19 protein-coding genes are annotated in these 18,896 nt (G+C 63.0%); 11 read left to right on the top strand and 8 right to left on the bottom strand.

Annotated features, from left to right (window positions below):
* Positions 1 to 3: 3 nt before the first annotated feature.
* From HWY30_RS29340 to HWY30_RS29325, 4 genes are all read right to left on the bottom strand, one after another.
* Complete coding sequence (locus tag HWY30_RS29340; protein ID WP_090805666.1) at positions 4 to 840, bottom strand: SDR family NAD(P)-dependent oxidoreductase; 837 nt, start codon at positions 838 to 840, stop codon at positions 4 to 6.
* 5 nt (positions 841 to 845) lie between these two features.
* Positions 846 to 2,123 (bottom strand): MFS transporter, encoded by a 1,278-nt coding sequence (locus HWY30_RS29335; RefSeq protein ID WP_244145054.1) that lies wholly within the window; start codon positions 2,121 to 2,123, stop codon positions 846 to 848.
* Positions 2,124 to 2,198: 75 nt separating this feature from the next.
* A complete protein-coding gene (locus HWY30_RS29330) occupies positions 2,199 to 3,254 on the bottom strand; it encodes a beta-keto acid cleavage family enzyme (protein WP_090803923.1) in 1,056 nt (351 codons plus the stop codon).
* Between the two features lie 45 nt (positions 3,255 to 3,299).
* Positions 3,300 to 3,707 carry a carboxymuconolactone decarboxylase family protein gene (locus HWY30_RS29325; protein ID WP_090803921.1) on the bottom strand — a complete coding sequence of 136 codons (408 nt, stop codon included), beginning with the start codon at positions 3,705 to 3,707 and terminating at the stop codon, positions 3,300 to 3,302.
* A 143-nt stretch (positions 3,708 to 3,850) separates the two neighbouring features.
* Here HWY30_RS29325 and HWY30_RS29320 point away from each other — a divergent pair, with 143 nt between their 5' ends.
* The 4 genes from HWY30_RS29320 to HWY30_RS29305 all read left to right on the top strand — a co-directional run bounded on the left by HWY30_RS29320 (position 3,851) and on the right by HWY30_RS29305 (position 8,559).
* On the top strand, positions 3,851 to 4,885 hold the full coding sequence (locus HWY30_RS29320; protein WP_090803919.1) for an AraC family transcriptional regulator: 1,035 nt from the start codon (positions 3,851 to 3,853) through the stop codon (positions 4,883 to 4,885).
* Between the two features lie 785 nt (positions 4,886 to 5,670).
* On the top strand, positions 5,671 to 6,492 hold the full coding sequence (locus tag HWY30_RS29315) for an ATP-binding cassette domain-containing protein (RefSeq protein ID WP_221307813.1): 822 nt from the start codon (positions 5,671 to 5,673) through the stop codon (positions 6,490 to 6,492).
* Positions 6,485 to 7,525: an ABC transporter permease gene (locus tag HWY30_RS29310; RefSeq protein WP_244145053.1), complete on the top strand. Its 1,041-nt coding sequence runs from the start codon at positions 6,485 to 6,487 to the stop codon at positions 7,523 to 7,525. The genes HWY30_RS29315 and HWY30_RS29310 overlap by 8 nt, the downstream gene beginning before the upstream one ends.
* 29 nt (positions 7,526 to 7,554) lie before the next feature.
* Positions 7,555 to 8,559 (top strand): substrate-binding domain-containing protein, encoded by a 1,005-nt coding sequence (locus HWY30_RS29305; protein ID WP_018418573.1) that lies wholly within the window; start codon positions 7,555 to 7,557, stop codon positions 8,557 to 8,559.
* Between the two features lie 50 nt (positions 8,560 to 8,609).
* Here HWY30_RS29305 and HWY30_RS29300 read toward each other — a convergent pair whose 3' ends face one another.
* Positions 8,610 to 10,055 carry a DEAD/DEAH box helicase gene (locus tag HWY30_RS29300; RefSeq protein ID WP_090803916.1) on the bottom strand — a complete coding sequence of 482 codons (1,446 nt, stop codon included), beginning with the start codon at positions 10,053 to 10,055 and terminating at the stop codon, positions 8,610 to 8,612.
* A gap of 92 nt (positions 10,056 to 10,147) precedes the next feature.
* Between HWY30_RS29300 and HWY30_RS29295 the strand changes: the two genes are divergently transcribed.
* The 3 genes from HWY30_RS29295 to HWY30_RS29285 all read left to right on the top strand — a co-directional run bounded on the left by HWY30_RS29295 (position 10,148) and on the right by HWY30_RS29285 (position 12,772).
* Complete coding sequence (locus HWY30_RS29295) at positions 10,148 to 10,756, top strand: TetR/AcrR family transcriptional regulator (protein WP_090803914.1); 609 nt, start codon at positions 10,148 to 10,150, stop codon at positions 10,754 to 10,756.
* A 109-nt stretch (positions 10,757 to 10,865) separates the two neighbouring features.
* Entirely contained in the window at positions 10,866 to 11,675 is an 810-nt protein-coding gene (locus tag HWY30_RS29290) for an oxidoreductase (RefSeq protein WP_090803913.1), read from the top strand.
* Positions 11,676 to 11,770: 95 nt separating this feature from the next.
* Entirely contained in the window at positions 11,771 to 12,772 is a 1,002-nt protein-coding gene (locus tag HWY30_RS29285; protein WP_090805662.1) for an NADP-dependent oxidoreductase, read from the top strand.
* Positions 12,773 to 12,857: 85 nt separating this feature from the next.
* Here HWY30_RS29285 and HWY30_RS29280 read toward each other — a convergent pair whose 3' ends face one another.
* Entirely contained in the window at positions 12,858 to 14,264 is a 1,407-nt protein-coding gene (locus HWY30_RS29280) for an MFS transporter (RefSeq protein WP_090803912.1), read from the bottom strand.
* A gap of 60 nt (positions 14,265 to 14,324) precedes the next feature.
* The gene (locus HWY30_RS29275) at positions 14,325 to 15,497 is read right to left on the bottom strand and encodes a M20 aminoacylase family protein (protein WP_090803910.1); all 1,173 of its coding nucleotides are present in this window, start codon (positions 15,495 to 15,497) and stop codon (positions 14,325 to 14,327) included.
* Between the two features lie 169 nt (positions 15,498 to 15,666).
* Between HWY30_RS29275 and HWY30_RS29270 the strand changes: the two genes are divergently transcribed.
* Positions 15,667 to 16,617, top strand: coding sequence for a LysR substrate-binding domain-containing protein (locus HWY30_RS29270; protein ID WP_090803908.1), 951 nt, complete (start codon positions 15,667 to 15,669; stop codon positions 16,615 to 16,617).
* A gap of 36 nt (positions 16,618 to 16,653) precedes the next feature.
* Here HWY30_RS29270 and HWY30_RS29265 read toward each other — a convergent pair whose 3' ends face one another.
* Positions 16,654 to 17,547 (bottom strand): LysR family transcriptional regulator ArgP, encoded by an 894-nt coding sequence (locus tag HWY30_RS29265; protein ID WP_090803906.1) that lies wholly within the window; start codon positions 17,545 to 17,547, stop codon positions 16,654 to 16,656.
* 117 nt (positions 17,548 to 17,664) lie between these two features.
* On the opposite strand from HWY30_RS29265, the gene HWY30_RS29260 reads away from it, so the two are divergent.
* The 3 genes from HWY30_RS29260 (at position 17,665) to HWY30_RS29250 (ending at position 18,881) form a co-directional block, all read left to right on the top strand.
* Positions 17,665 to 18,294, top strand: coding sequence for a LysE/ArgO family amino acid transporter (locus HWY30_RS29260; RefSeq protein WP_090803905.1), 630 nt, complete (start codon positions 17,665 to 17,667; stop codon positions 18,292 to 18,294).
* Between the two features lie 203 nt (positions 18,295 to 18,497).
* Positions 18,498 to 18,662 (top strand): hypothetical protein, encoded by a 165-nt coding sequence (locus HWY30_RS29255; RefSeq protein WP_167368632.1) that lies wholly within the window; start codon positions 18,498 to 18,500, stop codon positions 18,660 to 18,662.
* A gap of 57 nt (positions 18,663 to 18,719) precedes the next feature.
* Positions 18,720 to 18,881, top strand: a complete 162-nt coding sequence (locus HWY30_RS29250) for a DUF1328 domain-containing protein (RefSeq protein ID WP_013089029.1) — start codon at positions 18,720 to 18,722, stop codon at positions 18,879 to 18,881.
* Positions 18,882 to 18,896: the final 15 nt, after the last annotated feature.

The raw sequence follows: 18,896 nt of genomic DNA, 5'->3' as shown, positions 1-18,896 counted from the left end.
CGGTCATATCACCACGCCGCCATTCGGGCTGATCACCTGGCCGACCAGGTAGTGGTCGCCGGCCAGATAGGTCACCGTCGAGGCGTATTCCTCCATCGTGCCCAGGCGTCCGGCTGGCACCACTTGCCAGAACTGGTTGCGCTTTTCCTCACCGGCGGCCTCGAAGTATTCCGTGAATTCGGGAGTGGCCACACCCCCAGGCGCCATCGCGTTGACGAAGATATTGGCGCCCGCGACTTCGGCTGCGACCGACTTTGTGAAGGCAACCACCGCACCCTTGGTGGCGCTGTAGTGCGGGCTATGGGCGCTCATGGCCGAGATGCCCGCAATCGACGCGATGTTGATGATCCTGCCGTCGCGCTGCGGCTGCATCAGCCTGAGCGCTTCGCGGGTGCAGTAAAAGAGGCCGTGCACGTTGACGTCCCAGTAACGATGCCACTCCTCGTCGCTGATGCTGCTGGTGAAAGCCAGCGATTGCCGCTGCACGGGCGTGGTGAGATAGGCGTAATGCCTGTTGCGGCGCGCCGTATCGATCGGCGTGTTCGGCACGAGCGCGGCGTTGTTGACGAGAATGTGCAACGTCCCGAAACGCTCGACGATCGCGGCGAACAGGTTGGCGACTTCGCTGCTGGACGAGACGTCGCAGCGCAGCGCCAGACACGGCGCGCCGGCCGCTTGCACGGCAGCGCGCGTTTCTTCGAGAGCCGGCATGTCGATATCGCAGATCGCGACCCGTGCACCGGCGCGGGCCAGATCAACGGCGATGGCACCGCCCATCCCACGACCGGCACCGGTGACGAGGGCGACACGCCCTTCCAGATTCCGACGTTGGTCTTGCATTTCCATTACCTCGCAGGTTGTATGTTTTGCAGCGCGAGCGCACGCTGCCTGCGCGAGGCGCGCGCCGCGAGGGCGAAAAACAGCGCCGAACTGATCGTCAGCACGTCAGTGGCGATCAGGACACCCGTCAGCGGAGCGGTGGCGCCAGCCTTGATGAAATGGTCGGCGGCCATCCCGATGACCACGGTGCCGATGGCAAGGGCGAATACGTTGATCGAGAGCATCGTGAAACCGAAGATCGTCGAGCGCATCTTCTGGGGTGCCATGCTCATGATCGCCGCCGCGCCCGGGCCGTACACCGCCAGCGGCAGGAAGAATCCCGCGCACATGCCGATGTAGAACAGCGGCGAACTGACCGGGACGAAACGGCAGGCCAGCATCAACGGCGCGCAGATCACGACAAGGAGCGCCATGAAGCTGGCGTGTCCGCCGCGCAGTTTGCTCGCCACACGATCGCCCATGACGCCACCCATCACCGCGCCCAGCGTGCCGAACACCAGTTGTAGCGCGCCGATCCTGGTGGCAATGCCAGCCGCGTTCATGCCGCGCTCGTTGACGAGCCACAACTGCGAGAAGGAAAAGCTGGCAAAAACGAGGTGCACCAGTACGAAACCAACGATCACGAAGCCCAGCGCACGGTTGCCACCGACGGTGCGCAACACCGCGAGCGCCTGGGCTACGAACGGCGCGCCGCGTTCCTGCGGTGCGAGCTGGCTACGGTCTTCCTTGAGCAGCGCCAGCGGCAAGGCAACGGCGACGCCGACGATGCCAAGGACATAGAACGTGGTCCGCCAGCCATGCGTGGCGCCAAAGCTGCCGGCGAGCAGGAAACTGCAGCCGACGCCCATGGGTATCCCCATGAAGAACAGCCCCATCGCCGTGCCTCGTCGCTTCTCCGAGAAGAGTTCAGCCAGCAGGGCCACCGCGGCAGGTACCAGCGCCGCCTCGCCGCTAGCGACGAAAAAGCGCGCCACCACCATCTGCTCAAAGCTCTGGGCATGGCCCGAGGCCAGCGTGCAGGCGCTCCAGATCAGCACGCCGGCGGCGATGACCCGGGTGCGGCTGAAGCGGTCCGCAAGGGTGCCCATGAACATCGCCATCACGCCGAAGCTCAGCACCCATACCGCGCCGACCAGAAAGCCGTATTGCGTGTTGCTGAGCGCCAGGTCTTTAATGATCTGCGGCGAGAAACCGAGCAGCATATTGCGGTCGATGTGTGCCAGCAGGTGGATCACCAGTAGCGACGCCAGAACCGCAGAGGGGCTTTTCTTCCAGAACATCATCTGTCTCCATGCCTGAGAGGGTTCAGAGCGAGGCGCAACGCGATACGCTGCCGCGCTGCGCCCCGTTATCCCCGCTCAGGCGACCTTGCGTGCCGGCACGTCGCGCCGGCCGGGCGTGCGATTAGGGACCATGCGCAGGTTGTCGAGCGTCTCGTCGACCGAACCCCACTGGGTGCCGATCTGATAGATGCGGTGGGCATCCTCGCCGCTCGCGATGTCGCGATTGAGCTCGCGCGCAATGCGCACCATCTGCTCGATCTGCTGCACTGAAGTCGCCCGCTCGCCGTTCGGGCCGAACAGCGTGTCTTCGATACCGACCCGTACATGCAGGCCCAGCGCAATCGCCAGCGTATTCATCGGCACCACGTTCCGGTTCAGCGTTTCGAACGTAAGCACCGCGCCCTCCGGGGTGCGGCGGGCAAACTCGATCATGTCGGCGGGATGCAACCCGGCCGCGCCGCCGCCAATTGCCACGTAATTGATATTCAGCGGACCGCTATACGCACCGTTGCGAATAAGACGCTCGACCGTTTCGAGTTGCGTCAGATTCCCCAGCATGAACTGCGGCTGGATGCCGTTGGCGACGAGACGCCTGATGTGTTCGACGTGCCATGAGGGATTGGACGGCACGATCATGTCGCGATAGGCAGCCTGCAGCGCCGGGTTCATGAGCGAGGTACCCGCGATGTCGGCCTCGGTCATCAACTCCATCACGTTCATCTGGCTGGTGTTGATTGCGACGGTGACCTGATCCGGACGGGGGTTCAACTCCGCGAGCATGTGACGTGTGTCATCGTTTTGCCATTGGGCCGCTTCGCCTTCATTCTCCGGCGCGAATGAGATCGAGCCGCCGACCTGCAGCACCATCTTCGGCACAGCATCGCGCAGACGGGCAAGCATGTCGTTGAACTTCGACAGACGCTTGCTGCCCTTGCCGTCCTCCTCGCGCACGTGCACGTGCAGCACGCTCGCGCCTGCGTTGTAGCAGTCGACGGCCTTCTGCACCTGCTCGTCCATCGTGACCGGGATATCGTCCGAATCGCCGGGGATCCATTGCGGCCCATAGGGCGCCACCTGGATCACGAGTTTTTCCTGGTTTTCAGGCAGCAGGGAGTCGTCCATGAAATGCATGGTCTGTGTTCCTCTTTGAAAATTAATGAAGTGACGGCGCTGACGTCAGGCAACGGCCTGCGCAGCGTCGACGTTTGCCTTCTCGAAGGCGGCCAGTTCTTCCAGCAGGATCGGCGCGCCGAGACTGGAGGAATGAATGCCAAGGACGCTAACCGCCTGTAAGACCGCAGCGATTTCTTCCCTGGTGGCGCCCAGTTCGAGCGCGCGGCGGATGTGACGGCGTGTGCCCGGCGCATACATATGCGTGCAGGACGCGTCGACCGCGATGGCGAGGAACTCGAACACCTTCGGTTCCAGCACACCCGACATCACGGCGTGCATGCCCATCGCCATGAATTTCTCGGCCCAGACAGGATCGAGTTCTGCAATGGCATCCCAGGCGGGATTCCAGTTGCCGGTTGCGCGCAGCTGATCGCAGACCGGGGTCGCGCTGCGGCTCGTCTCATTGCTCATTGTTTCGCCTCCTCTCGAACTTCTCGAATTTCCGTACGCGTTGGTCATCACGCGTCTCTGGAGGCAAGTATCGGATACTGGCAAATAGCGGTTTGACAGATTGAGGCAAAAAATTTACATTTTGATGCACGAGGGAAAACCATATGTCCTATCTGCTTCGCAGTGCCTCCCTGACCAGTTACGTCGAAGTGGCCCGATCGGTGGGCCTTGATCCTTACCAGCAGTTAAGTGATGCCGGCATTGACCGTTCCGCGTTGCTGAACCCCGACATCATGATTCCGGCCGAGGCAGTGGCGCGGTTGCTGGAAACCTCCGCCCGGGCCGCTGCCGTCGAGGATTTCGCGCTGCGCATGGCCGAGACCCGCCACCTCTCCAACCTTGGCCCTCTCGGTTTTGCGATGCGGGAACAGCCGACGTTGCGCCGCGCGCTCGAATCGATGGCGCACTATCTGCGCCTGCAGAACGAAGCGGTGGTGATGCGCGTCGAGGAAACGGCAGGACTCGCCATCATCCGCGAAGACCTCATGGGCGGCATGCCTGGCTCGATGCGCCAGGCAACGGAGTTGATACTGGGCGTCCTGTACCGGACGCTGGGCCTGGTGCTGGGCGCCGCCTGGAAGCCCCGCACCATCTGTCTCACGTACAGCGCTCCAGCCAGCCTCGCCATGCATACGCGTGTATTTGGCGCGCCCGTTGAGTTCAACCAGGATTTCGACGGCATCGTGTGTCTCGCAGCGGATCTCGACGCCGCGATTCCAGCTTACGATCCGGTCATGGCGCAGCAGGTGCGCCAGTATCTGGATTCGATGCTGCTTCAGTCCAACGCAACCATGTCCGACAAGGTCAGGAAACTGGTCATTGCACTTTTGCCGTCTGGCACCTGCTCGGCCGACCGGATCGCGCAGCATCTGGGCGTGGATCGCACGACCGTGAATCGCCACCTCGCCCGTCAGGGTGACAGCTTTCTGTCGATTGTCGATGCGGTGCGGGTTGAACAGGTGATGCGGTATGTCAGTAGCGGCGACCGGCCGCTGTCTGAAGTGGCTACGCTGGTAGGCTTCTCATCGCTGAGCGCGTTTTCCCGCTGGTTCAACGGCCGCTTCGGCTGCAGCGTTTCGACGTGGCGCCGCAAAAATGCACAACGAAGTGCTGGGGCCCGCGATGCATCGCCTGGCTAACCATCGCGTTGGGCCGCTGATTCTCTACCCTTGCGCCCCAGTGCCAGCGATCGTGACTATCGTTTGCGATTGCGCCCATGCCGCACAGGGCACGGCCAGAAGGATGATCCAGGCAGACTGGATAAGCCTCGCGCGAATGGAGCAATTCATCGCTGACCTACCGGAGTTGTCCCGCCCAAATGATTTTCACGACAGCATCTGCGTCGTGTCGAGTTCCACCCTGTCGACAAGCCTTCGCCATCTACTGACCCAGTTGCCACCGCAGCACGGGGGCGTTGCTCCGGCGGGCATGGCCCATACCCCGCCAGGTCCGAAGTCGTATGTGGGACCGAAGCTGACGGGGTTGCTCATCTGAAGTTCTGGACGTGACATACCCCCTTTCCGCGTGGGGCGCGGAATGGCTGACGACGACCCGCAGAGCCGGTCTGAAACGCGTTAGTCGTAGCGTCTGAAGAATAGCCGCTGGCGTGGCGGATGCATGCCGATACCTCTGCTTTTTGCGCTTTTTTGACCGGGCGTTTGTGGCCGCTCGTCCTGTGGGACCCTTCTGACGCGCTTCTTCTATCCCTTAGGTTGTGCGTTGTTCAAGTGCCCAAGGCTAATATTTTCCCGATGAAATATAAGCGGTCTCGTAAGCGATTCTTGAACTGGACTCTAAGGCTTGCTAAATTTCAGGGACACTTCCAATGTAAGTTGATGCGGCGATCGATAAGCAAAGGGGAAAGATCTATGGCTGTCGTCGTTCACAACATCGCTGTGGGTCATTCGAGCTGGAGCGTGGCGTGATGCCGAACCAGGCGGCGCCCGGTACGTGCGCCTATCAGCATATCGTGCGCGCCCAAGGTATCAGCCTGTCCTACGGCAAGATACGGGCGCTGTCCGGCATCGATCTGGCCATTGGGCGGAACGAGATCGTCGGCCTGATCGGTGATAACGGCGCGGGTAAGTCGACGCTCATCAAGGTACTGACTGGTGTCGTGCGGCCGAGCACGGGCAAGCTGTTCATCCGGGACGAGGAGGTCGACTGGAACCGCTTTTCGGTGCGCGAGGCGCACCGACTGCGCTTCGAGACGGTCTATCAGGAAAAATCGCTGGGCGAGAAGCAGCCGCTGTGGCGTAATTTTTTTGTCGGCCGGCAGATCACCAACCGGTTCGGCTTCATCAAGGTTGCCGAACAGCGGCGCATTGCCAACGATATTTTGAAGCGCCAGCTCGGTTTCCGCGGCGTGGGGATCGACGCGGATTCGCTGATTGCGAAACTCTCCGGTGGCGAGCGCCAGGGCATCGCGATCGGACGGGCGATGTATTTCGACAGCGATCTGATCATTCTCGATGAACCAACGGTTGCGCTTGCCATTAGCGAGGTACGTAAGGTTCTCGACTTCGTACGGTCGATCAAGGAGTCCGGCCGCGCCTGCATCTACATCGAACATAACCTCGCCCATGTGCACGAGCTCGCCGATCGGCTCGTCGTGCTCGATCGTGGCCGGATCGTCGCGGATATGAAGTCGGGTGAGATGAGCCTCGAGGAACTCACCCGGTTCTTGATTTCGCTACAGCAGAGCGGGCACGGGCCGGCGCTGGCTGCGGGGCAAGGACGTGAGTGATCCGATAAAAGACGAACAGCCGGCGCGGCTGGTGCGTTTTCGCCTGCCGGATTTTGCACGCATAGAGGGAGTGCCGAGCCTGGTCGTGTTCGCGTTGGTGGTCGGCCTGTTCATGGCAACCGCACCGCGCGTCTTTTTAGGCTGGCCAATCTACTTCTCCTTCCTGACCACCGTGCCACCGCTGGCGGTGTTGGCGATCGGGCTCACTCTGGTGGTTGCGGCGGGGGAAATTGATCTGTCCTTCCCCTCCGTGATGGCATTCTCGGGCTTCCTGTTCGCCTGGTGCGTGAACACCACCGGATCAGCCTGGCTAGCCATGATCGCGGCATTGGCGGGCGGCGCGCTGGTCGGCGTGGTGAACGGGGTGCTGGTCGCGGTGGTCGGTGTGCCTTCGATCATCGTGACAATCGGCACGCAGTTCCTCTGGGCTGGGGTTGCTTCGATCCTGTCCGGCGGGCTCTCCAATGCGCTACAGGAGCTCGCCAACGGTTCAGCCTATGCAGTATTCGCGGGCACGTTGTTCGGTGTGGTCCCGATGCAAGCGCTCTGGGCGCTCGGGCTTGCAGCGTTCATGTGGTTCATCCTCAATCGTCACCGTTTTGGCGAGCACCTGCTGTTCATCGGAGACAACCGAAACGTGGCGAAGGTCGTGGGCATCAATGTCGTGCGTGAGACAGTGAAATTGTTCACGCTGATGGGTGTGCTGGCCGGTTTCGCCACGGTGCTGCTCACGCTCGAGAATCTGAACTATTTTTCAACCCAGGGGCAGGGCTATCTGCTGCCGGCGCTGGCCGGCGTGTTCATCGGCGGAACCTCGGTGTTTGGTGGCACGGCGACGATCGTGGGTACCTTCTTCGGCACTTTCGTGATTGGCATGCTGGAGGCCGGAATCGTTGCGACAGGTATCGCCGGCTTCTGGGTACAGGCGATCGAAGGGGTGGTGTTCATCGTCGCTGTGACGCTGCATCTGTTGGTAGAGAATCCCGCCAAGCTGCGCGTGTTGCGCGAAAGATTCAGGCTTGGGGGGCGATAAAGCCGTTAAATCAGGAGAAAGGAGCAGAAATGATCAAGATCATGACGGGATCCCTCCTGGGGGCGAGTATTCTCGCGTTTGGCCTCGCGCAGACGGCCGGTGCCACTGAGCCGACCACGACGGGGCCGCTCGGCGCCGGTATGACAATGTATATGCAGATGGGCGGAAACCCTGGCGACGGCGCGACGCTGCCACGTCAGACCGGGGCTGCGGACGCGGGGCATGCCTTAGGCATCAAGGTGATCGAGCAGTTCTCGGCCTGGAGCCCAGAGACAATGCTTGCGCAGTTTCGCCAGGCGATGGCGGCGCATCCGACGTGCATCGGCATCATGGGCCATCCGGGCGATCCAGCCTTCGCGCCACTGATCAAGCAGGCGGTAGACCAGGGCATCATCGTTACCGTCGGCAACACGCCGCTACCCGAGAACCAGAAACTTTACGACGCGAAGGGCTTCGGCTACGCCGGCGTCGAACTCTACGTCGGCGGGCAGATCACCGCGCAGGCGATGCTCAACGCTGGGATCAAGAAGGGCGACGAGGCGCTGGAATACGGTGTGTTCAACGAGAGTGTGCGCAGTCAGTCTGACCGTGGTCTTGCCGAAACGCTGGAGAAGGCCGGCGTAAAGGTGACCAGGCTCAATATCTCACCTCAGGTGGATTCCGATTCATCGCTCGCCGTGCCGATCCTGGTCGCCTTTATCCAGGCGCACCCTAATCTGAGGGCGATTGGGACTCAGCACGGCGGTGTAACCGGGTTCATTCCGCAGGCGCTCCAGCAGGCTGGCAAGAAGCCGGGGCAAATCATCATTGGTGGCATCGATCTGGCACCGGCCACGATTTCGGGGCTGCAGAGCAAATACATTACCGCGACGCTCGACCAGCAACTCTATCTGCAAGGCTTCCTGCCGGTCACGCAATGCGTGCTCTCGGCTGCTTATCATTTCGCGGGACTGACCATCAACACCGGCGCGGGTGTCCAAACACCTGCGACGATCGACTCGCTCATTCCGTTGATCAAACGCGGAATCCGCTAAGGTCGGATGATGCGAGATGGAATGGCGTGTGCGTTGCCGTCACACACGGATCAGGGTTGGCGTTTGCCGCGACCACCAGCGGGTTTGCCAGCCGGCTTACGTGAACCCGCAGCTGGCTTGCTGGCGGGTTTGCTGCGTGGCTTTTGCACGCTGAATGGGCTACCGCTGGACAAGCTTGTGCCTTTACCCGCGGCCACAGCGCGTTGCGCTGCAGGCTTGCGTTTGTTTTCGCCACTTTGCGGGCGCGGTTTTTTGCTGAGCACCTGCATGGCGCCCGGCGCAGCTTGCGGCACTTTGGGCTTCTTAGGCTTTTTGGGTTTCTTGATGATCTGGCCCGTCGCGCTAGTTTGCGGCACGCGGTGTTCGGCTTCAAAACCCGGCTCTTCTTCACGGCGCAGCGTTTGCCGGATCAGCGCTTCAATCGCGGCCAGTTGCGGGGCTTCATCGGCGCACACAAGGGACACCGCCACGCCGCTGGCGCCCGCTCGGCCGGTACGGCCAATACGGTGCACATAGTCTTGCGCCACGATCGGCAGATCAACGTTGATCACCAGCGGCAGATCGTCGATATCCAGCCCGCGCGCAGCCACATCGGTAGCGACCAGCATATGTACTTCGCCCGTCTTGAAGCGCTCCAGCGCACGCAGGCGCGCGGGTTGCGGTTTGTCGCCGTGGATGGTGTCGACCGCATAGCCCGCTTCATCCAGCATGGCCGCCAGGTAATCCACGCCATTGCGGGTTTTGACGAACACCAGCGCGTGCTTCCAGTCGTTCTCAGCCACAAGGTGCATGAAGAGGTCGGGCTTGTTCTTTTTATCCACCGGCACCACCCACTGCTTGATCTTGCTGGCCGTGGCATTGGGCGGGCTGACGCTGATATTGACCGGGCCGCGCAGAATGCCCGCCGCCATGGCGCGGATCTCATCGGTAAACGTGGCAGAGAACAGCAGGGTCTGGCGCTGAGCGGGCAAGGCAGCAAAGACGGCGTTGAGCTCGCGCGCAAAGCCCAGATCCAGCATGCGGTCGGCTTCATCCAGCACCAGCGTTTGTACCTGATCAAACTGCACCGCGTTCTGGCGATGGAGATCTAGCAAACGGCCCGGCGTGGCGACGAGCACGTCCACGCCTTTGCGCAACTTCATCATCTGCGGGTTGATACTCACACCGCCGTAGGCGGCCAGAAATCGTAAGTCGAGGCCGTTGCCGTAAGCGATAAAGCTTTGCAGCACTTGTTCGGCCAGTTCACGCGTGGGCACCAGCACCAGAACCCGCGCGCGGTTGCTGGACACCGCCGGGCCGTGTTGCACCAGCCGTTGCAACAGCGGCAGCGCAAAACCCGCCGTTTTGCCAGTGCCGGTCTGCGCCGCAGCCATGACGTCCTTGCCACTGAGCACAGCAGGAATCGCCTTGGCCTGCACCGGCGTAGGTGTCTGGTAATTGAGGTCCTGCACATTGCGCAGCAAGGGATCGATCAGGCCAAGCGAGGCAAAAGACATTGGCGTATTCCGGGCTAAAGCCGCAATTCTAGCGGTTACCGCCTGAACCGTCGGTCTCTGGATGGCCCCTGCAAATCCCGCCGGAATGATATATGATGGTCATCATGAAAAATCCACCCATCACCCGGAAGCCAGCCAGCCGCAAGGAAATCACGCATGAGCGCATCGTCGAGGTCGCCGCACGCGCGATTCGGCGCAGCGGCTACGACGGCACGGGCGTGGCTGACATCATGAAGGAGGCAGGTCTGACGCATGGCGGCTTCTATGCCCATTTCCCGTCGCGCGAGGTGCTGCTTGCCGAAGCCGCTGACCGCGCCGGAGCTGAATCCGTGGCGCTGTCGGAGCGTATCGCCGCGTCCGTGCCGCCGGAACAGGCGTTGCCGGCGATGATGCGCGCCTATCTGTCGAAGGAGCATTGCGAGAGCATCGCGACAGGTTGCCCGATCTCTGCCCTCGGCTCGGAGATGCCGCGCCAGGCGCCGGCCGTACGGCGCGCGGCCACCCGCCGCATCAAGGAGATGATCGATGTCGTTGCGCGCCAATTGCCCGATTGGGGTCAGCCAGGCGCGCACGAACAGGCGCTTTTGATGGTCGCCACAATGGTTGGCACGATGGTGATGGCGCGTGCCGTCGACGACCCCAAACTATCGGAGAGTTTTCTTGAAGCGGCATTGAAAAAACTCGCACCGACTGATGCGTAAATACGCCGGCCCTGTGCCGGTTTTCGTTGGACCGCAAATATGACTGTCATCATATTTTAGTGAAACGAATGCTCAACCAACCACGCAAAGACATCTTGGGAAGAACATCATGCAAACCAAAATAGCGCTCGTGACGGGCGCCTCGTCGGGAATCGGCGAAGCCACGGCAAAGCGGCTTGCGAAGGCCGGATACAAGGTCTACGGCACCAGTCGGCGCGGCCAACGAGCCGGCCAACAGTCGTTCGACATGCTGCCGCTCGATGTGACCAGCGATGCATCCGTTGCAGCCGCCGTCGCCGAAGTGCTGCGCCTGCAGGGCCGCATCGACCTGCTGGTGAACAATGCCGGTTTCGGCGTCGCCCCTGCCGCCGCGGAAGAGAGTTCGATCGACCAGGCACGCACGATCTTCGATACGAACTTCTTCGGGATCATCCGCATGACGCGTGCTGTCGTGCCTCATATGCGGCGACAACGCAGCGGCCGCATCATCAACATCGGTTCCGTGCTCGGTTTTCTGCCAATGCCCTATATGGCGCTGTATTCCGCCACCAAGCACGCGGTGGAAGGTTATTCGGAGTCGCTCGACCATGAGTTGCGTACGCTGGGCATCCGCGTATCGGTCATTGAACCTGCCTACATCAAGACGCCTTTCGACGCGAACTTGATCGCGCCCGACGCCCCTCTCGACGAATACCGCGAGGTGCGCTCGGCCGTGGACAAGCGAGTGAAGGAAGTGGTCGAGGGCGCCGACGGTCCCGAGGTCGTGGCCGAAACCGTACTGCAGGCCGCCGTCGCGGCTCGTCCGAAACTCCGCTATACCGCTGGCGGACTCGCCGCCCGTCTGCGATTGCTGCGCAGATTCGCGCCCGCTGGACTGGTGGACGCCGGTATCCGCAAAGATCTGCGGCTGGCAACGTAGACGACGTGACTGTCTCCTCCCTGTTCAAAGGCTCTGCATCCGTGCTATTGCCAGCGAAACAACCAGACTTAACGAGCCACTGACAAGGAACCATGATGCAAGCATTCGTCGTCGATCGATATGGACGCAAGAACGGCTTACGATCCAGCGATATGCCGGTTCCAGAGCCGCGCGAGGACGACGTATTGATCCAGATCCACGCCGCGGGCGTGAACCCGCTCGATGCCAAAATCAGAGACGGAGAGTTCAAGCTCATTTTGCCCTATCGTTTGCCGCTGATTTTGGGCAACGATCTGGCAGGGGTTGTCGTGCGCGTCGGCTCGCGCGTGCGGCGATTCAAGCCCGGCGACGAAGTCTACGCGCGCCCGCACAAGGATCGCATCGGCACTTTCGCGGAATTCATCTCGGTCAAAGAGGATGGCGTGGCCCTCAAGCCGACAGCACTCACGATGGAGGAAGCGGCTTCAATCCCGCTGGTTGGATTGACCGCCTGGCAGGCGCTGATCGAAAAAGGGCAATTGAAGAAAGGGCAGAAAGTGCTGATACATGCCGGCTCGGGCGGTGTCGGCAGCTTCGCCATTCAACTGGCGAAGCATGTGGGCGCGACCGTCGCGACAACAGCGAGCGCGCGGAATATCGAACTGGTGAAGCAACTCGGCGCGGATATCGTCATCGATTACAGGAATGACGACTTTGCGGCCATCCTGAAGGACTACGACCTGGTACTGGATACGCAAGGCGGCAATGCGCTCGAGAAGTCGCTGCGTGTGCTCAAGCCGGGTGGCAAACTCATCGGGATCGCCGGTCCGCCTGATGCCGAATTTGCGAAAGAGATCGGTGCGTCGTGGTTCCTGAAAACGGTGATGCGCTTTCTGAGTTATCGCATCAGGAAGGCCGCGAAACGTCATGACGTCAGCTATACATTTCTCTTTATGCGGGCCAGCGGAGAACAGCTCAGCCGGATTGCCGCACTGATCGACGCGCGAGCGATACGACCCGTCATCGATCGGGTCTTTCCGTTCGAGTCGACCCAGGAGGCTTTGGCTTACGTCGAAACCGGACGTACCAAGGGTAAGGTTGTCATCAAGATCCGATAGTCAGCGTGAAGCAGGGCAAATGGCAAAAGAGGCGCGATCGAAAAGATCGCGCCTCTTTTTTCAGCGGACCCCGATCGCCATCACGTCAATCGATCGCCCTACCCGCGGTCTCTCGCATGAACGGCAACGGCAGCAACGACACGACGCTGCAACCGATCAGATACCACGCCGGCGCGAGATTGCTGCCCGAAATCTGGATCAGCCAGGTCGCGAAAAACTGCGCGAAGCCGCCGAAGACCGACACGCCGAGGCAGTACACGATCGACATGCCGGTCGCGCGGATCGCGCGCGGAAACAGCTCGGGCAGCATCACGATATTGGGCACCGCGGTGAACGTGACGAGCAGCGCGAGGCCCGCGACCACCGCAAGCAGCACCGGCACCGTCGGCGACGCGTTGATCGTCATGAAGGCCGGGTAGACGGCGAGAATCAGCAGCACGCGCGATACCCACAGCACGCGCTTGCGGCCGACCCGATCCGACAGCGCGCCCGCGAACGGCGAGCAGATCACCGTGACCACCGCGCCGGTCCACGCGGCCCACAGCGCGGTCGCCATCGGCAGATGCAGGATGCGGATCGCGTACGTCGACAGGTAGAACAGCACGATGTAGTTCGCCGCGGTGCCGCCGATCGTCGTCAGCACGCCGGTCGTGATCGAGCGCGCGTGGTCGCGGAACAGGTCGCGCACAGGTAGCGACGGAACTTGCGCAGCGGGCTTCGCAGCGGTATCCGAAGCAGCCTGCGCAACAGCGCCGCCAGACGCTGCCGTGCCATCTTCAACACCCGGCAGCGTCTCGTCGAGATGCCGCCGGATATAGATGCCGACCGGCCCCATCGCCATGCCGATCACGAACGGCACGCGCCAGCCCCAGCTTTCGAGCGCGGCCGGCGACAGCGTCGCGGCCAGGGCAACGCCGAGCAGCGAGCCCGCCACCGTGTTCATCCCCTGGCTCACGAACTGCCAGCTGCCGTAGAAGCCGCGCGTGCGATCGCTGCCGTATTCGAGCAGCAGCGCCGTCGATGCGCCCACCTCGCCGCCCAGCGCGAAACCCTGGATCAGCCGCGCGAGAATCACGAGCAGCGGCGCCGCGACGCCGATCGCCGCATAGGTCGGCGCGAACGCGATGATCGCGGAACCGAGCGTCATCAGCCACAGCGTCAGGCTCATCGCGGCCTTGCGTCCGGCGCGGTCCGCGTAGCCCCCCAGCACGATGCCGCCCACCGGCCGCATGATGAAGCCGACGCCGAACGTGCCGACCGCGAGCATCAGCTGCACGAGCTGACCTTCGACCGGGAAATACAGCTTGCCGATAATCGTCGCGAAGAAGCTGTAGATCGTGAAATCGAAAAACTCGAGGCCGTTGCCGAGCGTGATCGCGGCGATCGCCTTCGCGTGGCCGACGCGCTTTTTAGGTTCATCGGCGAGGCGCTGCGCATCGAGCGCATCGAGCCCATTGGCGCTCGCGGACCGCGGTGTGGCTGAATAGTCCATCTGTGTCTCCGTCATTATCTTGTGGCTGCTACGGCAAGGCGCTCGCGCGCCGCCGCCGCGTCAAACGAGGAACGTCTGCGCGAGCTTGACCCAGTAGGCCGCGCCGGTCGCGAGGCAAGCGTCGTTGAAGTCGTAGCCGGGGTTGTGGACCATGCAGCCGCCCTCGCCGTCGCCATTGCCGATGATCAGATAGCTGCCCGCGCAGCGTTCGAGCAGGAACGCGAAGTCCTCGCTGCCGGTCAGCGGTTGCATGTCGTGAATCAGCCCGTCGACGCCCAGCCAGTCGAGCGCGACCTGGCGCGCGAGCGCGGTCATGGCCGCATCGTTGACGAGCACCGGGTAGCGACGCTGATAGTCGACCTCGGCACGCGCGCCGAACACGGCCGCCTGCCCGGTCGCGACCTCGGTGATGCGCTGCTGCAGATGGTCACGCACCTCGGGCCGCAGCGCGCGCACCGACAGGCGCATCTCGGCGGTTTCGGGGATCACGTTCGGCGCTTCGCCCGCGTGAATCGCGCCGACCGTGATGATCGCCATATCGAGCGGCGCGATGTTGCGCGACACGATCGACTGCAGCGCGAGCACGATCTGCGCGCACACGACGACCGGATCGACCGCCTTGTGCGGCACCGCGCCATGGCCGCCGCGGCCGATCACCTTGATGATCACCGTATCCGACGACGCCATGAACGACCCCGGCATGAAGCCCAGCTTGGCCGTAGGAAAACCCGGCATGTTGTGCATCGCGAACACGGCGTCGCAGGGAAACTGTTCGAACAGGCCGTCGTCGAGCATTTTCTTCGCGCCGGCGAGCCCTTCCTCGGCCGGCTGGAAGATCAGATTCAGCGTGCCGTCGAAGCTTTTTTCGCGCGCCAGATGCCAGGCGGCGGCGAGCAGCATCGCCGTATGGCCGTCGTGACCGCATGCGTGCATCTTGCCGGGCAGCTTGCTCGCGTACGGCAGGCCAGTGGTTTCTTGGATCGGCAGCGCGTCCATGTCAGCGCGCAGGCCGAGCCGGCGGGTGCCGTGGCCGAGCTTCAGTTGCCCGACCACGCCGGTCTGCCCCAAGCCGCGATGGACGCTGTAGCCCCACTCCCGCAGGCGGTCGGCGACCAGATCGCCGGTTGCGAACTCCTCGTAGGCGAGCTCCGGATGCGCGTGGATGCTGCGTCGCAGCGCGATCATTTCCTGTTCGACTTCGGCGATGCCCGCCGGAATGACCATCGTGTTCATGCCGTCTCCTGTCGATCGGACCTGGCGCTTCAGCGCTTAGTCCGATCCCGTGCAACTGGTTGCGCCCCTGTCAGCGTGAACCCAGCATAGCGGCGCCGATATTCGGGCGGCAGGCGTAGAATCGTTGCGGTGCCAACCCTTGGTTGCCCCCGTCTCGCCTCTCATTCGAATGAAACTGCATCAGCTCAATACCTTGGCGGCGATCGCCGATACCGGAAGTATCCGGGCGGCCGCCCGCTCGCTGGGGCTTTCCCCGGCCGCCGTGACCAAGGCGATGCGCGAGCTCGAAGCCGATCTGCACGCGCCGCTCGTCGTGCGCAGCGCGAGCGGTGTCGCGTTCACCGAGTTCGGGCGCGCGCTCGTCGTGCATGCGCGGCTCGTGCTCGGCCAGTTGCAGCGCGCGCAAGCCGAGATCGAGGCGTTGCGCGGAGCTGCCGCCGGCAAGCTGTCGATCGGCGTCACGCCGTGGGTCGCGCTGACTTTTCTGCCGCCCGCCGTGCGGCGCTTTCGCGAGCGGATGCCGGAGGTGCAACTGGAATTTTTCGAAGGCCTGCTCGCGGTCGTGCAGCCGCGTCTGCGCGACGGCAGCCTCGATTTTTCGATCGGCCGGCCGCCGCCCGCGTCGCCGCAGTCGGAGTTTCAGAACGCGCCGCTCTTTTCGACGCACGCGGCGGTGGTCGCGCGGCGCGACCATCCGAAGGCCGGTTGCCGCACGTTGCTCGACCTTCAAGACGCGGAATGGATACTGAACTGGGACCCGGCGAGCCGCGAGTCGATGTCGAACAATCTGTTCGTCAAGCGCGGCATGCCGGTGCCGCACACGATCGTGCTCGCGCATTCGCTCGCGATCGTGCTCGGCTTGCTCGCGCACACGGATATGGTCAGCGTCTTTCCGTGGCCGCTCGTCGAGGTGATACGCGCGAAGGAAAACCTGTGGGCGCTGCCGCTGCGTGAAACGCTGGACGAAACCATCGTCAGCATCACGTCGCGGCGTGGCGCGCCCACGAGCCCGGCGGCCGCCTGCTTTCTCGACTGCCTGCGCGAGACGATCGACGAAGGCGCGCGCTCGCAGGACGCGCCACAGCGCCGCCTGTTTCATTCGATCGAGCTGTTGCTGTAACGGCTGGCGCGGTTTTTCATGCGGCCCGCCGCGTGGTCAATCGAGAAACTCTACCGCCCGCTTTCTGAGCATCGCGCTGAAATCGTCGAGCCAGCCGATCGACAGACGCCAGCTCTGCCAGTACAGATCGACGTCGATATGCTTGCCCGGCGCGATCTCGACCAGTTCGCCGCGCTGCAAATGCCCGGCGATCATCCGCTCGGGGCACATACCCCAGCCGAGGCTCATCACGCACGCGCGCAAAAAACCGGCGACGTGCGGAATCCAGTGCAGCGGCGGATCGAGCTCCGCGCGCGTAATGCGCCGCATGAAGCGCTTTTGCAGCTGATCCTTTGGATTGAAGTCGACGCACGGCGTGCGCCGCAGGCTGTCGCGCGTGACGCCGTCGGCGAAATAGCGCGCGAAAAACGCCGGCGAGCACACCGCCAGGTATCGCATGCGGCCGAGGCGCGTCGAGCGACAGCCCTGCACCGGTTCGGCCTGCGTCGTGATCGCGCCCTGCACGCTGCCGTCGCGAATGCGCTGCGCGGTGTAGTCCTGGTCGTCGATGACAAGGTCGAGCAGCATTTCGCGTTCGACGCAGAACGGCGCGACCGCGTCGATGAACCAGGTGCCGACGCTGTCGTCGTTGACCGCGACGCGCAGTGCCGGCCACTGCTCGACGAGCGCGCCGGGCAGTGCCGGCATGCGGCCGTTCAGCTCCGCTTCGAGCAGTTGCACGCGTTCGGTATGGCGGCATAGCAGCGCGCCCGAGGTGGTCGCGACGCACGGCTGCCCGCGCTTCACGAGCACGCTGCCGACGCGCTCCTCGAGCAGCTTGACCCGCTGCGACACCGCGGACGGCGTGATATTGAGCTCGCTCGCGGCACGGTCGAACGAGCCGTGGCGGATCACAGCGGCCAGCGCGTCGAGCAAGGCGTAGTCGAGCATTAGCATTCCTTAATCGGCATTAAGCAAATTAGCTTCTCTTATGAGATGCCAACCCGCAGACTAGCGCTGTTGGATTTTCCCGTCTATCCCCGCTGCTTTCCTTTTTCCGGACCATTTATGAACTGGTTGTCTTTTTCCCATGGCGCGGCGCTGTGCGCGTCGCTGATCGTTACGATCGGCGCGCAAAACGCGTTCGTGCTGCGGCAGGGCATCATGCGCTCGCATGTCGGCAAGATCGTGCTGTTGTGTACGTTGTCCGATTTCATTCTGATCGGCGCGGGCGTCGGCGGCGCCGCGGTGCTGATGGAGCGTTTCCCGCGCCTCGTGCACGCGATGCTCTATGTTGGGCTCGCGTATCTCGCCTGGTTCGGCATCGGCGCGCTGCGCCGCGCGGTGCGGCCCGGACACGCGGTGCTCGATGGCTCGGCCGGCGCGTCCCGCGATCAGGCGCCGCCTGCGCAACGCGCGCTGCCGATCATCCTGATGACGCTTGCGTTCACGTGGCTCAATCCGCACGTCTATCTGGACACGTTTCTGTTGATCGGCACGGCCGGCGCGCGTGAACCGGAAGGCGCGCGGGTCGCCTTCGCGCTCGGCGCGATGACGGTCAGCGCTGTGTGGTTCGTCGCGCTCGGCTATGGCGCTCGCATGCTCGCGCCGCTGTTTCGCCGCGCAACCGCGTGGCGCGTGCTGGATGGCGCGATCGGCAGCATGGTGTTGCTGCTCGCGTTCACGCAATTGCGTTGAGCGTTCGACGCGGGCCTGATTTCAGCGCCGATTCTTGCGGCTCGCCTCGCGCGGCGGGCGCATCGGCTTCGTCGCGCGGCACGAGGTTCATCAGCCGCGCGAGCACCGGCCACTTCAGCAGCGACTGCTGGCAAGCCTCCTTCGCCTGGGCATCGAAATAGCGCCCCGTCTCGACCTCCGGCAGACGCGGCGCGAGGCCGCCGATGTCGTCGACGGGCCAGCCGCCGCGCGCGGTGGACCGCTGCGCTTGGCGGGCGGCGCTCGTCGGCTATCTGATCGTGAATCGCTGGAACGTCGGCGGCAATCAAGCGATGGCACATCTATTGCTGAAATCCGCTCGCCGGCATCTCACCCGTGAAGCCGCGTGACGTACGCAACGGGGCGCCGTTCAAACGTCATTTCAACAATCCACCGGTGGAGGCACCATGCTTCGATACGCTGTGATTTTCTTCATCATCGCCATCATCGCCGCAGTGTTCGGCTTTGGAGGCATTGCCGCGGGCGCAACCGAAATCGCCAAGGTGTTGTTCTTCATCTTCCTGGTGATCTTCCTCGTCACCCTGCTGATGGGCGTGATCCGACGCTGACGGCTGCATACAGCG

The organism is Paraburkholderia tuberum STM678, from assembly GCF_902833905.1.
Lineage (GTDB): Bacteria > Pseudomonadota > Gammaproteobacteria > Burkholderiales > Burkholderiaceae > Paraburkholderia > Paraburkholderia tuberum.
The sequence above is the reverse complement of the archived record's forward strand: the minus strand, read 5'-3'. Positions and strand labels throughout refer to the sequence as shown.

Bases quoted from the DNA above. Each gene is read 5' to 3' on its own strand.
- HWY30_RS29340 (WP_090805666.1), bottom strand. From the start codon at position 840: ATGCAAGACCAACGTCGGAATCTGGAAGGGCGTGTCGCCCTCGTCACC.
- HWY30_RS29335 (WP_244145054.1), bottom strand. From the start codon at position 2,123: ATGATGTTCTGGAAGAAAAGCCCCTCTGCGGTTCTGGCGTCGCTACTG.
- HWY30_RS29330 (WP_090803923.1), bottom strand. From the start codon at position 3,254: ATGCATTTCATGGACGACTCCCTGCTGCCTGAAAACCAGGAAAAACTC.
- HWY30_RS29325 (WP_090803921.1), bottom strand. From the start codon at position 3,707: ATGAGCAATGAGACGAGCCGCAGCGCGACCCCGGTCTGCGATCAGCTG.
- HWY30_RS29320 (WP_090803919.1), top strand. From the start codon at position 3,851: ATGTCCTATCTGCTTCGCAGTGCCTCCCTGACCAGTTACGTCGAAGTG.
- HWY30_RS29315 (WP_221307813.1), top strand. From the start codon at position 5,671: ATGCCGAACCAGGCGGCGCCCGGTACGTGCGCCTATCAGCATATCGTG.
- HWY30_RS29305 (WP_018418573.1), top strand. From the start codon at position 7,555: ATGATCAAGATCATGACGGGATCCCTCCTGGGGGCGAGTATTCTCGCG.
- HWY30_RS29300 (WP_090803916.1), bottom strand. From the start codon at position 10,055: ATGTCTTTTGCCTCGCTTGGCCTGATCGATCCCTTGCTGCGCAATGTG.
- HWY30_RS29295 (WP_090803914.1), top strand. From the start codon at position 10,148: ATGATGGTCATCATGAAAAATCCACCCATCACCCGGAAGCCAGCCAGC.
- HWY30_RS29290 (WP_090803913.1), top strand. From the start codon at position 10,866: ATGCAAACCAAAATAGCGCTCGTGACGGGCGCCTCGTCGGGAATCGGC.
- HWY30_RS29285 (WP_090805662.1), top strand. From the start codon at position 11,771: ATGCAAGCATTCGTCGTCGATCGATATGGACGCAAGAACGGCTTACGA.
- HWY30_RS29280 (WP_090803912.1), bottom strand. From the start codon at position 14,264: ATGGACTATTCAGCCACACCGCGGTCCGCGAGCGCCAATGGGCTCGAT.
- HWY30_RS29275 (WP_090803910.1), bottom strand. From the start codon at position 15,497: ATGAACACGATGGTCATTCCGGCGGGCATCGCCGAAGTCGAACAGGAA.
- HWY30_RS29270 (WP_090803908.1), top strand. From the start codon at position 15,667: ATGAAACTGCATCAGCTCAATACCTTGGCGGCGATCGCCGATACCGGA.
- HWY30_RS29265 (WP_090803906.1), bottom strand. From the start codon at position 17,547: ATGCTCGACTACGCCTTGCTCGACGCGCTGGCCGCTGTGATCCGCCAC.
- HWY30_RS29260 (WP_090803905.1), top strand. From the start codon at position 17,665: ATGAACTGGTTGTCTTTTTCCCATGGCGCGGCGCTGTGCGCGTCGCTG.
- HWY30_RS29255 (WP_167368632.1), top strand. From the start codon at position 18,498: ATGTCGTCGACGGGCCAGCCGCCGCGCGCGGTGGACCGCTGCGCTTGG.
- HWY30_RS29250 (WP_013089029.1), top strand. From the start codon at position 18,720: ATGCTTCGATACGCTGTGATTTTCTTCATCATCGCCATCATCGCCGCA.